Origin of the sequence: Bremerella sp. JC817, from assembly GCF_040718835.1 — a bacterium.
Taxonomy (GTDB): Bacteria; Planctomycetota; Planctomycetia; order Pirellulales; family Pirellulaceae; genus Bremerella.
Window position 1 is genome coordinate 77991 of sequence record NZ_JBFEFG010000241.1, and the last position, 12257, is coordinate 90247.

14 protein-coding genes are annotated in these 12257 nt (G+C 56.8%); 13 read left to right on the forward strand and 1 reads right to left on the reverse strand.

The genetic code is table 11. The features are described 5' to 3' along the window. The first annotated feature begins 68 nt into the window (after nucleotides 1-68). Nucleotides 69-962: a ThuA domain-containing protein gene (locus AB1L30_RS02600; RefSeq protein ID WP_367011790.1), complete on the forward strand. Its 894-nt coding sequence runs from the start codon at nucleotides 69-71 to the stop codon at nucleotides 960-962. A 6-nt stretch (nucleotides 963-968) separates the two neighbouring features. On the opposite strand, the gene AB1L30_RS02605 is transcribed toward AB1L30_RS02600, so the two are convergent. Continuing rightward, nucleotides 969-1313, reverse strand: coding sequence for a rhodanese-like domain-containing protein (locus AB1L30_RS02605; protein WP_367011791.1), 345 nt, complete (start codon nucleotides 1311-1313; stop codon nucleotides 969-971). Nucleotides 1314-1446: 133 nt separating this feature from the next. Between AB1L30_RS02605 and AB1L30_RS02610 the strand changes: the two genes are divergently transcribed. The 12 genes from AB1L30_RS02610 (at nucleotide 1447) to AB1L30_RS02665 (ending at nucleotide 12251) form a co-directional block, all read left to right on the forward strand. Continuing rightward, on the forward strand, nucleotides 1447-2727 hold the full coding sequence (locus AB1L30_RS02610; protein ID WP_367011793.1) for a CCA tRNA nucleotidyltransferase: 1281 nt from the start codon (nucleotides 1447-1449) through the stop codon (nucleotides 2725-2727). A gap of 60 nt (nucleotides 2728-2787) precedes the next feature. Then, a complete protein-coding gene (locus AB1L30_RS02615) occupies nucleotides 2788-3309 on the forward strand; it encodes a hypothetical protein (RefSeq protein WP_367011794.1) in 522 nt (173 codons plus the stop codon). A 101-nt stretch (nucleotides 3310-3410) separates the two neighbouring features. Beyond that, nucleotides 3411-4112, forward strand: a complete 702-nt coding sequence (locus tag AB1L30_RS02620) for a hypothetical protein (RefSeq protein ID WP_367011795.1) — start codon at nucleotides 3411-3413, stop codon at nucleotides 4110-4112. A 40-nt stretch (nucleotides 4113-4152) separates the two neighbouring features. Continuing rightward, nucleotides 4153-4323 carry a hypothetical protein gene (locus AB1L30_RS02625; protein ID WP_345084233.1) on the forward strand — a complete coding sequence of 57 codons (171 nt, stop codon included), beginning with the start codon at nucleotides 4153-4155 and terminating at the stop codon, nucleotides 4321-4323. Between the two features lie 85 nt (nucleotides 4324-4408). Next, nucleotides 4409-6628: an acetylxylan esterase gene (locus AB1L30_RS02630; RefSeq protein WP_367011796.1), complete on the forward strand. Its 2220-nt coding sequence runs from the start codon at nucleotides 4409-4411 to the stop codon at nucleotides 6626-6628. A gap of 213 nt (nucleotides 6629-6841) precedes the next feature. Continuing rightward, entirely contained in the window at nucleotides 6842-7207 is a 366-nt protein-coding gene (locus AB1L30_RS02635) for an STAS/SEC14 domain-containing protein (protein ID WP_367011797.1), read from the forward strand. A gap of 56 nt (nucleotides 7208-7263) precedes the next feature. Next, nucleotides 7264-8514, forward strand: a complete 1251-nt coding sequence (locus tag AB1L30_RS02640; RefSeq protein ID WP_367011798.1) for an RNA polymerase sigma factor — start codon at nucleotides 7264-7266, stop codon at nucleotides 8512-8514. Between the two features lie 119 nt (nucleotides 8515-8633). Further along, a complete protein-coding gene (locus AB1L30_RS02645; protein ID WP_367011799.1) occupies nucleotides 8634-9035 on the forward strand; it encodes a YciI family protein in 402 nt (133 codons plus the stop codon). A gap of 30 nt (nucleotides 9036-9065) precedes the next feature. Continuing rightward, on the forward strand, nucleotides 9066-9554 hold the full coding sequence (locus AB1L30_RS02650) for a DUF1579 domain-containing protein (protein ID WP_367011800.1): 489 nt from the start codon (nucleotides 9066-9068) through the stop codon (nucleotides 9552-9554). A gap of 61 nt (nucleotides 9555-9615) precedes the next feature. Continuing rightward, entirely contained in the window at nucleotides 9616-10173 is a 558-nt protein-coding gene (locus AB1L30_RS02655) for an SRPBCC family protein (RefSeq protein ID WP_367011801.1), read from the forward strand. Between the two features lie 87 nt (nucleotides 10174-10260). Continuing rightward, nucleotides 10261-10674: a DoxX family protein gene (locus AB1L30_RS02660; protein WP_367011803.1), complete on the forward strand. Its 414-nt coding sequence runs from the start codon at nucleotides 10261-10263 to the stop codon at nucleotides 10672-10674. Between the two features lie 365 nt (nucleotides 10675-11039). Next, nucleotides 11040-12251, forward strand: a complete 1212-nt coding sequence (locus AB1L30_RS02665) for a PcfJ domain-containing protein (protein WP_367011804.1) — start codon at nucleotides 11040-11042, stop codon at nucleotides 12249-12251. Nucleotides 12252-12257: the final 6 nt, after the last annotated feature.

Below are 12257 nucleotides of genomic sequence, written 5' to 3' on the forward strand. Positions count from 1 at the left end.
TACTTGAGACGCGTCGAGTGACACCTCTCGACATGACCTAAGGAAATTCCCCCTCGGAGCCACCACCCATGCGTACCCTTTTGCTGAGTTGTGCCTGCCTGCTGCTGGCCGCCTTCTCGACTGTTGCCCAAGCCGAAGACGCCAAGCTGAAGGCACTCCTTGTCGATGGCCAGAACAACCATGGCGTATGGCCGAAGACGACCCAGATGATGAAGCAATATCTGGAAGAGAGTGGCAAGTTCACCGTCGACGGCGCATCGACCGAGTCGAACTCGACTGCCGGCTTCGCCCCGAAATTCGCCGACTACGATGTCGTCATCAGCAATTACAACGGCCAACGCTGGCCAGCCGAAACCGATCAGGCCTTTGTTGACTATGTGAAGCAAGGTGGCGGTTTCGTCGTCGTGCACGCCGCCAACAATGCCTTTGGCGACTGGGACGAATATAACCGAATCATCGGCCTGGGTGGCTGGGGCGGACGTAACGCCAAGAGCGGACCGTATGTCTACTTCGACAAAGAAGAAAAGCTCGTTCGTGATACCCAGCCGGGCAATGGCGGCCATCATGGTCGCCAGCATCCGTTTCAAGTCGTCGTCCGCGATGGCGATCACCCGATCACCGAAGGGATGCCCAAGTCTTGGATGCACGTTCAAGACGAGCTGTACGATCAGCTACGTGGCCCAGCGGAAAACATGACCGTTCTCGCCACGGCCTATGCCGATCCAGCGACCGGTGGCAGCGGCCGGCACGAGCCAATGATCATGACCATCGATTACGGCAAAGGTCGCGTCTTCCATACACCGATGGGTCATGGCGACTATTCGATGGAATGCGTCGGCTATATCACCACGTTTCTGCGTGGGACCGAGTGGGCTGCGACCGGCAAAGTGACGCAGCCCATTCCCGACGACTTCCCGAAGCCGCACGAATTGTCGAAGCGGCCTTACGAAGAAAAGAAATAGCCGAGACTAATAGGTCGCCATGCTCGGATCGATGTCCTGAGCCCAGGCATTGATTCCGCCGGCCATGTTCTGGACCTTCGGAAAACCTTGCTGGCGAAGCCACTGCGTCACGCGCATGCTTCGCCCGCCATGATGGCAATGCACGACGATGTGCCGCTGGCGATGCGGTTCGAGCTCGCCGACGCGATCTTGCAGTTCGCTCATCGGAATCAACGTCGAGCCCTCGATCCGCACCAGGTCGAACTCGTTCTGTTCGCGGCAGTCGAGCAGCAGAAAATCGGCGTTTTCTTTTTGCAGGTTGTTCACATCGAGACAGGTCGTCTCAATCGGCAGGCTGGTTTCTTCAGACATTCCTATTTCCTGGAGAGTGTAACGGACTCGCAAGGTCGAATCTAAGGGATAGCCCTGTCCATCGTCCAGTAGGACGTAATCTGCTAAGGTGGATGCTTTCCCCTTCGCCCCACTTACCTTGGCCAGTGAAACCATGAGTCTCGATCTCGCCGCAACGCGGGCATTTTCGATCGAAGTCATCCAGACTTTGAAACAGTCCGGGTTTCAGGCCCTCTGGGCGGGGGGATGCGTTCGCGATCTTTTGCTGAATCGCCCCTCGAAAGACTTCGATGTCGCTACCAATGCGACGCCGGACGAAGTACGGGACCTGTTCGGCCATGATCGAACCTTGCCGATTGGTGCCTCGTTTGGCGTGATCACCGTCCAGGGAGGCAAACGTCGCGGCCAGGTCGAAGTCGCCACCTTCCGCACCGACTTGGGCTATAGCGACGGTCGCCGCCCCGACGAGGTCCGCTTCACGTCTGCCGAAGAAGACGCTCAGCGTCGCGACTTCACGATCAATGGCATGTTCTACGATCCGATCGAAGAGCAGGTCCTCGACTTTGTCGGAGGCCAACGCGACCTGAAAGCGGGCCTGGTTCGCAGTATTGGCAATCCCTTTCTGCGATTTGAAGAAGACAAACTGCGGATGCTCCGGGCAGTCCGGTTCAGTTCGACGTTTAACTTCGCCCTGGAGTTACAAACGCAGCATGCCATCCGCGAATATGCGACCCACATCAGCGTGGTCAGCGCCGAACGCGTCGCTGCCGAGTTGCGGCGAATTTTGGCCGACAAACATCGCATGATCGGCGTGCGGATGTTACGCGACCTCACCTTGCTCGACGAGATCTTGCCGGAGGTCGCTCCGGTCGTTGGCCATGCCCTGCGTTGGAGCGAAACGTACCATGGCCTACAGCGGCTCCGGACGCCTGACTTTAGGGCGGCGATGGCGATCTTGCTGCGGTATACCTGCCAGCGAGACCTGGCCGAGACACATCCTTTCAAGCCGATTGCTCCGGTGCTGGAAGTGTGCCAGCGGCTGAAGCTGACCAACGACGAGACCAAGACGATCCAATGGCTTATCCGCCACGAACATACCGTTCGCCATGCTGATCAGGTTGCCTGGCCGAAGTTGCAGCGGTTGCTGATCGAAGAGAATGCTCCGCTGCTGATCGAAGTCGGCCGAGCAATCCAGACAGCACGGTATAACTCGACCACCGGCGTGGAATATGCCGAGTCGCGGATGAGCCTGCCGGAAGAAGATCTCAACCCAAATCCCTTGCTGGCCGGCACCGATCTGATTGAAGCAGGCTTCAAGCCGGGGCCTCGTTTCCAGTCATTGCTGGAGGCGATCCGTGACGAACAACTCGAAAAACGAATCCACACCACAGCCGAGGCCCTCGCATTTGCCAAGGCTCACTGGAATGATTCGTAACACCGAGATTTCAACCGACCACCGACAAGACAACTACGGACCTACCACAAGGATACTTCAATGGAAATGCTGCTCGATTTGGTGATTCGCTGGGCTCATATTTTGCCGGCAATTATCTTGGTCGGCGGAACGCTTTACATGGTGATTGCACTGCACCCGGCCATGAATGCGACCGAGTTCGCCGAAAAGCCAGAACTGAAAACAGCCATTCGCCAGCGATGGTCCAAAGTGGTGATGATTTGCGCCGGCTTGCTGCTGATTAGCGGAATTGTCTCGCTGGTTCTGCAGGCCACCCGGTACGACTTTCCGCAGAAGTACTATCATGGCGTCGCTGGCATCAAGCTGCTGATCGCCCTGGTCATTTTCTACATTGCCAGCTTGCTGGTCGGCAGAAGCCAAAACGCCGAAAAGTTCCGGGAAAAAGAGGGTTTCTGGCTGAAAGTGAATGCCACGCTGGCCATCATCGTGGTGCTGATGGCTGGCACCCTGCGAGTGGCCGATCGAGTGCCCAAGCATTCCGGTTCTGACGATTCTCCGGCCTCGGAGGCCGCGGCCAAGCCTTCCCCAGCCGAGAATTCTTAACGTTTGAGGGCGGACTGACTAAGATGGAAGATGCGGGCAAGCCATATCCAACATGGCTGCCCCTCCTTCATCTCCCCCCTCGACGTTAGGTGCTGATCCCCATGTCCAATACCGCCCAGGCGTTGGCCATTTTGAAACAGGCCCGCGATACACTGCTGGCCCGCATGACTGAGGCCATCGTAGAGCAAGCCGAAGAAATCCAAGCAGATGCCGCTGGCGAGTCGTTCCTCAGTGAGATCGAATCGCTGTACGACCAGATGGGGCACAGGCTGGCGCATCTCAACCAGATGATCTCGAATCTTCCGGCTGATTCAGCGAGTGAATCACCTCCTCCGGTCTACGATCTTGAGGAAGAAGAGGAGGAAGAGGTAGCCGCAGAGAACGTACGCCTGCCCCACTTCCCAATGGCCAAGCAACCCTCGTCCGACGTACCGGTAGTCGTCGATCGAGGCGATATGATTGGTCTGCCAGCCCCTGGAGTAAGTCAGCCGAAAGCTCCCGCATTTGCACGCTTTGTATCGCTGATCGAACAAGGGGAACTCGACCCTGCTGGTGACCTGATTGCCCAGATTCTGGGCCTCTCTCCCTATGTCGGAATGCAATGTGCCAAGGCCTTCTCGGCCCGGTACACCGAAGACCCGATCGTTGTTACCAAAGCGATGAAGATTCGGGAACATGTCACCCACAACCGCTACAACGATGCCCTGATGCTCATTCACCACTGCTTCGGATTGCAGGGCATCGAAGCAATGATCGCCATGCAAAAGATGCGTGAGATTGTTGCGGTGGCGTCCAACAGCTAGTAAAACCACCCTTTTCAACGACCACATTCAGGAAGTCTTCATGGACAAGAAGCAGAAGAAGCGTCTCGATATCCTGCAGAAGAAGATGCAGACCTTGAACCAAAAGCTGGCCGGCGTCAAAGCTCAAGCCGACGAGCCAGGCGAGGTGGAAGCGGTCGAGCAGGAAATCATCAAGACCCGCGAAGAAATCGAAAAGCTCAAGGCCTCCTAAAAAGACTCGCATCCCACTCACGCGTCACGTAAACTGCTAAGCACTCCTCGTCCCTCGCCTACCTCCGTTCTGGACGAACTACGTGATGCGATCAACTCATGCTTCCCATGTGGCAGGCAGTCTGATGCTGCTTGCTTTTCTGTTGGTATCGACCGTTGCCGCACAGCAGTCGGTCCGAGTCCTTCCTCAGGGACAACTACCCGACGATGCCCGGCTAGCACCTCCCAAAGATCTGGAAGGCTACTTTCCCTTCACTCCGCCTGAGAGCGCCACGCAGTGGCAAGCCCGCGCCGAGCAGGTCCGCACCCAACTGAAAGTGGCGCTCGGTCTCTGGCCGATGCCTCCCAAGACTGATTTGAACTTCGAACAAACCGGCCGCCGCGAGTTCGAGGACTATGCGGTCTCGAACGTCAAGTTCGAGGGAATGCCAGGACTGTTTGTCACCGGCAACCTATACGAACCGATCGGCAAACAAGGTCCCCTGCCCGGCGTGCTGTGCCCGCATGGTCACTGGGAAAATGGCCGTTACTACGTCGCCGACGACAAAAGTCTCGACGAACAACTGGCCAACGGTGCCGAGACCGATCGGGAAGCGGCCAAAAACCCGATCCAGGCGCGCTGCGTTCACCTGGCTCGGATGGGCTGCGTGGTACTGCAGATCGATATGCTTGGCTATGCCGACAGCCAACAACTTTCGTTCGACCTGGTCCACAAGTTCGCTCGCCAGCGTGCAGAGATGAACACCAACCAGCGCTGGGGCTTCTTCAGTCCCCAGGCCGAATCGCACTTGCAGTCGGTCATGGGCCTGCAGATTTGGAACTGCATTCGTTCGCTCGATGTTCTTGAGGCCCTTCCGAATGTCGATCGCAAACGACTGGCGGTCACCGGTGCCAGTGGCGGTGCCACACAAACAATGCTGGTCGCCGCGATCGATCCTCGCGTCTCGACATGCTTCCCGGCTGTGATGGTTTCCACCGCGATGCAGGGAGGATGTACCTGCGAGAACTGCTCGCTTTTGCGTATCGGCACCGGTAACGTCGAGTTCGCCGCCTTGTTCGCACCAAAGCCGCAAGGTTTGACTGCGGCGGACGACTGGACCGTCGAGTTCGAGACGAAAGGCTATCCCGACCTGAAGAAGCTGTACGCCTTGCTCGGTGCGGAAGATCAAGTCGAACTGACCGCCCGAACCGAGTTCGGCCACAATTACAACGCGGTCTCGCGGAAGGCGATGTATATGATGTTCAATCGGCTGCTGGGTCTGGACGCGTCGGTCGACGAACGTCCTTTCCAGCGGCTCTCGCGTGACGAGCTTTCGGTCTGGACGAATGAAACGCGACCCACCTACCAGCCTGAGTTCGAGCGAGACCTGCTGGAACTTTGGACCAATGAAACGAAAAAGCAGATCCAGCCCCTTTTGACTGGCGATCCGGCGGCATTTGGCAAGTACCGCGAGATGGTTTCGACCGCGTTCGAGGCGATGTTGCCCGAAACAGATTTCCAACCAGGTTCGCTCGATATTTCGATCAAAGTCAAAGAGCAGCAGGAAGACTATCTTCTGATCGCAGGTCTGCTGAACAATACCACCGCCAAGACACAGTTACCGACGCTGTTTCTTTACCCCAAAGACAACTGGAACGGGCACACCGTCGTCTGGCTGACCAGTCAGGGCAAAGCGGGGCTCTTCGATGAAGGTGGCCGTTTGAAGGCGGAAGTCGCCAAGCTGGTTTCCGCTGGGGTTTCGGTCGCTGGCGTCGACTTGCTTTACCAAGGCGAGTTCCTGCCAGATGGCCAGCCGCTTCAACAAACCCCACGCGTCGACAATAAACGCGAGGCCGCCGCTTACACGCTGGGCTACAACTACAGTGTCGCTGCCCAGCGCGTGCATGATATTCTCACCTCGGTCGCCTTCATGCGAACGCACGACCGCGAGCCGAAATCGATCGGCCTGGTTGGCCTCGAAGGTGAGATGGCGGCCATCGGGGCTGTCGCGATGGCCCAGCAGCCTGAGGCGTTTGACTTTGCACTGCTGCAGACCGATGGCTTTCGGTTCGGCGAGGTCGACTCGATTCGTTCCCCCAACTTGCTTCCTGGCGGGGCGAAATATGGAGACGTCCCAGGCTTTCTAGCCATGGCGGCCCCCAAGTTAATGCGAGTGATTGGCGAGACCGATCCGGCCAGCCGGAAGATCGTCCGTCACGCTTATGAATTGGCCGAAAAGCAAGATCAACTGACCGACGACAACGATGATATGCCTCCGGTAGATTGGCTTTTGAACGTACTCGGCGGCGTTGGTTCAGAAAAATAGTTTTCAGCATTGGCAGCTTTCCACCCGTATTGGCTGGCAAGCTGTGACTCTGAGGCATAATGCGCAGGCAAGTTTCGATGGTTCGGGGACTCCCCTTTTGGGAAAACGTCTCCTAGGATTCAACTGGCCCACGCTGCCCCGTAGAATGAACATGCCTACTGGGGCTGATTCAACACCCACGGAAACGTATGCAAACAAAGGGAGCGACACGCAATGAGTGATAACTTGGAAGTTGTGCATCTGAAAGATCTGACGATCGTTCGTATCACTGGCAAGCTGACGGCTGCCGATTACGAAACGTTCGTTCCGGAAGTCGAAAAGCAGATCCAAGAGTTCGGCAAGCTCCGCCTCCTGGTCGAACTGCATAACTTCCACGGCTGGACCATGGGTGCTCTGTGGGACGACATCAAGTTCGATTCCAAGCACTGGAGCGACATCAAGCGTCTGGCGATCGTCGGCGAATCGAAGTGGGAAGCAGGCATGGCAGTCTTCTGCAAGCCATTCACTTCCGCCAACGTGAAGTACTTCGACCACACCAAGTTGGAAGAAGCCAAGAAGTGGTTGGTTGAGGAAGAATAAATCCTCGGTCGGCCGTTCCTCTTTCCCCGCACAAACGTCAGGAGGAACTCTCCACGATGGTGGAAGAGGATCCGCAATCGGTTCGTCAATTTGTCGACGAACTTTACCGCAACGAATCGCGCCGCATCTTTGCCACGCTGGTGCGATTGCTGGGAGACTTTGACCTGGCCGAAGAGGCCATGCACGAAGCCTTTGCCAGCGCGGTTCAAAAATGGGAGGCCGAGGGTATCCCGAATAACCCTCGTGCCTGGCTCGTTTCGACGGGCCGGTTCAAGGCGATCGACACCATCCGGCGGCGTATTCGTTTCGACGAATCGCTCGGCGAGATTGCCAAGCGACTCGATGCCGACCACGACCAGTTCGCCGCCATCGACGACGAGAAAATCGAAGACGATCGCCTGCGATTGATCTTCACCTGCTGCCACCCGGCAATCCCAGCCTCCGTCCAAGTCGCGTTGACCTTGCGCGAAGTGTGTGGCCTGCGAACGGAAGAGATCGCCTCGGCTTTTCTCACTTCGCCTCCGACCATCGCCCAGCGGATTGTGCGTGGCAAGCAAAAGATCCGCGACGCCGGGATCCCGTTCGAGGTCCCCAAGATCCCGCAGATGCCAACGCGGCTTGATTCGGTCTTGGCCGTGATCTACCTGGTCTTCAACGAAGGCTATTCGGCTTCGTCTGGCGAAACGGCGACGCGACGCGATCTTTCCGAAGAAGCGATCCGCCTGGGAAGGCTGCTGGTGTCGCTTCTACCCGACGCTGAAGCGATGGGCCTGCTCGGACTCATGCTGATCCAGGAATCGCGAAGACAGGCCCGTACGGCCCCCAACGGTGATATCATCCTACTGGAAGACCAGGACCGCTCGCTCTGGAATCAGCAAGCCATTGCTGAGGGTGCCCAGATGATCCAGGACGCCCTCAACACGCGTCGGTTTGGCGTCTATACGATCCAAGCAGCGATCGCCGCAGTGCACGCCGAAGCAGCTTCCTCGACCGAGACCGACTGGCCACAACTTGTTGCCCTGTATGATGTTCTGGCACGCATCGAGCCCTCGCCGGTCGTTCATCTGAACCGCGCGGTCGCCGTGGCGATGCGGGACGGTGCCGAAGCTGGCCTCGCTTTGGTCAACGAAATCCTTTCTTCTGGCTCGCTGGAAGATTACCATCTGGCGCATGCTGCGAGAGCTGATCTGTGCCGCCGATTGGGCCGAAATACCGAGGCAATCGCCTCCTACGAGCGAGCCCTTCAATTGGCCAAGCAAGAACCGGAACGACGGTTTCTGGAAGGTCGCCTGCGCGAGCTTCGTTGAGGCAACTCTGCCTGGCGATCCGATTCTTTTTCAAAATTCTTTTCGCACGTTGTCGAAATGGTCGCTTATCAAACGACCAATTGGCAAACACCTAAATTCTTGTAATGGGAATCAGTGACATGAAATTTGTCTGCCTCGGATATATCGACGAATCGGTCTGGGACAGTTTGAGCCCGGAAGCCAGCCAAAAGATCTTTGAAGAGTGCATGGCATACGACAACGAGCTCCGCAAAGGAGGCCATTTCGCGGGCGGCGGAGCACTCGATAACTCGAAGAATGGCGTGACCCTCCGCTACCGCAACTCCGACGTCGACGTGACTGATGGTCCCTTTGCCGAAACCAAAGAACAAATCGGCGGCATCTTGCTGCTCGAGGCCCGCGACTTGAACCATGCGATCCAACTGATGTCGAAGCATCCAGGCGTTCGCATGGGACCGTTCGAGATTCGTCCGGCCGACGAAGCCACCAACCTGATGATCATGGAAACGTCGCAGCGTTTGGCTGCCGAACTTGAGAACTAACCCTTTTGCCCTGACACCTGGAGAATACCAATGCGTGAAGAAGCTCAAGCCGAGCATGCCTGGCTCGACAACCTGGTCGGCACCTGGACGATGAAATCGGAAATGGTCATGGGCCCGGACGAACCGCCCCATACGAGCGAAGGAACCGAAGTGGTTCGCAAGCTTGGTGACCTGTGGGTCGTGGGCGAGATGGAAACCACCAGCGAGACGATGGCCGACTGCCAAGGTAAAACGATCCTGACGCTGGGCTATGATCCGAAGCAGAAAGCGTTCGTCGGAACCTTCATCGCGTCGATCATGACGTACCTCTGGATTTACGAACGAGGCAGCCTGGACGATGCGGGAAAAGTCCTGACGCTAAATGCGAACGGGCCTAGTTTCGTCAGCGAGGGGACGGTCGCCTATCAGGACATCATCGAAATCGTCGACGCCGATCATCGCATCTTGCGTTCGCAAGTGATCGACGACAACGAAGTCTGGCATCCGTTCATGACCGCCCACTATTACCGGCAAAAGTAGTCCCCCGAGCCTTCCTGTTTGAAAGTTTCGCCCGATGTCTTCCACTTCGGTGCCACGAAAAATGCTCACTATCGTTCTATACCTCATCGCAGGCCTGGTCGCGTTGGTGGTGATCTTACTGATTGTCCTGGCGTTCCGTCCGAACGAGTTCGCCATTTCTCGCTCGCTGAAAATCGATGCTCCGGCCGAGGTCATTTTCCCGCATGTGAACAGCATGGCGGCCTGGGAAACTTGGTCTCCTTACGAGAAGCTCGATCCCAACATGCAGAAGACGATCACCGGTCCGGAATCGGGCGTCGGCTCTGAGATGCAATGGAACGGCAATGGCAACACCGGATCAGGCTCGACAACGATTGTCGCCAGCCAGCCTTACGAATCGATTGCGATCGATTTGAAGATGAGTGCTCCGATGAAGTGCGACAACGATGTGCTGTTCACGTTTCAGCCAGAAGATGGCGGCACCGTCGTCACCTGGAGCATGTCCGGCAAGCTGAACATGATGGCGAAATTCGCCCACCTGATTTTGAATGTCGACAAGATGTGCGGCGATCAGTTCCTCGAGGGACTTACTTCCCTGAAGGAACTGAGTGAGCAGCAAGCCGCCGCATCGGAAACTTAGTGAGGCCGAATCTTAGATACATTTGAGACGCAACCGAGATACAATCAGCTATCCCGTTCACCAGGCACAAACGACGAGACAACGAAGATGAATGAACCATCCCCAGAACCAACTCCCGTCCCACCAGGGGCAACGCCTGCGGCAGCCAAGTGGACTGGGCGGGTCCTATCAGGCCTCGTTGGCTTGCTGCTGATTGCCAGTGCGCTCGGCAAGCTGGCTGGCGGTGCTCCCGTCGAAGAAGGCTTTTCGCAACTGGGCCTGCCACTGGAAATGCGGTTTCCGCTGGGCGTGCTGGAACTGGTGATCGCGATCATCTATCTGGTCCCCTACACGTCGATTCTGGGAGCGATCCTGCTGACCGGCTACATGGGCGGCGCGATCTGCACGCATTGGCGTGTCGGCGATCCGTTCATCATCCAATCGGTGATTGGCGTCCTGATCTGGCTGGGTGTGTTTCTGCGAGATCGTCGACTCTGGTCGCTGATTCCTTGGCGAAGCTAACTCGCTGCGATGCCCCGAGAATCGAATTCGTTTGATTCATTCCAAGGCCCTGACGTTTGTCCTGGTGACGCGTTCAGGGCCTTTTTCATGCGCCTATCAATTTCCGGGCGAACCTTTCTCAGGCGACTTGTCTCTCTTCTGCCAATGCGGGCGAACTATCTTGGTTCGATTTTTCCCGCCGATGTTGTTCACTCAAACTGCCCTGCGATCGTTCGCAGAGACGCCAGGATTTCAAGCCATGCTCTTGTATTGCGGACAAGTGGATATCTAGCCAGGTCGTCTTTGACCTGACCTTCACTAACGTCGTCAGTCGTTGATTGCGCTGACGATAGGTCCGTACATATCGATAGAGAGCATGGATTTCTATGAGATCTCGTGATCATTACTTTCACCAAATCGTGGACGAGCTCCTTGCTTGCCATCAGCCAAGTGGCGGCAACAATCGACGTGCCTATTGGAATCTCGTCACTCAGGTTCGCCGCCTTTCCGATCTGCTAAGCCCTGGTCCTGGTCGGCCGATTCGCGATCCGATGGAACTGCGAGCCTACATCCGCACGCTGAAGACCGTTGCCGAGAAACGACTTCACTGGGCAAGCACTCCTGAATCGTGGATTCCACCACAAGCGAAAGGAGTGCCGCTGAGTCACCGCGTAACGCTGCGTTCGCTGATGGGTCATTTGTTCGAGCGCTATCCGGTGCCGGACTTCATGGCCTACTCGTGGCTGAGCACAACCGCCGTGCGCTGGCACGAAGCACTTTATTTGCACCTCGCATCAGGCAAAGGGGTTCGACAGTTCCCGGATCGTTCTGCGATCCCCCTGCCTCCGAAGGCGGCGAGGTTCTTCATGCAGGCCCCGGACGACTTTACGCCGACCGAGGCGATGCGTTGGAGCCAACTGCGAAGCTACGGCGTGCGCAAGAAGATCGCCACAGATATTGCTAGGTACACCACTGCCGGTTCCGAAGTCGGCAATGAAAGCTTCTGGGAAACGGTCTTCCGATTCTTCGTTCGCGAAAACGTGACCGATGAAGACGAAGCGTTTGCGATCTACGACTTCATCGAAGAGCAGAAGTTTCGTCCTGGGATCGAAGTCTGGGGACGTGGTGCCGATGAACGTCCCCTGCAGCCAGACTTCACCATGAAAGGCCGCACGCTCAAGTCGCTCCGGCGGCACATGGTCAACTGGCGTGAACAAATCCTGGCCAAACGGCCCGAGCTGGCGATGAAGACCTTCCAGTGGGATAGCTCGCCATTTCAATCGATGGTCCACCAGGAAGGGAACGTCAAATGGCTGATGTTCGAACTGCTAAGCGATCGGGCTTTGATCCTGGAAGGAGCCGCGATGGATCACTGCGTAGCGACCTACATCGACTCGTGTGCAAAGCACCAATGTTCGATCTGGTCCCTGCGTTTGCACGAGCAAGGTTCTCCCAAACGGATGGCAACGATCGAGGTTATGCCGAACGAGAAAAGCATTGTTCAAGCCAAAGGGAAGTGCAACAACCAGATCGACGACAACTCGCATCGGATCTTAGAGTACTGGGCCGAGCGGGAAGGTCTGAAGCTGGAGATTTAGCTGGGC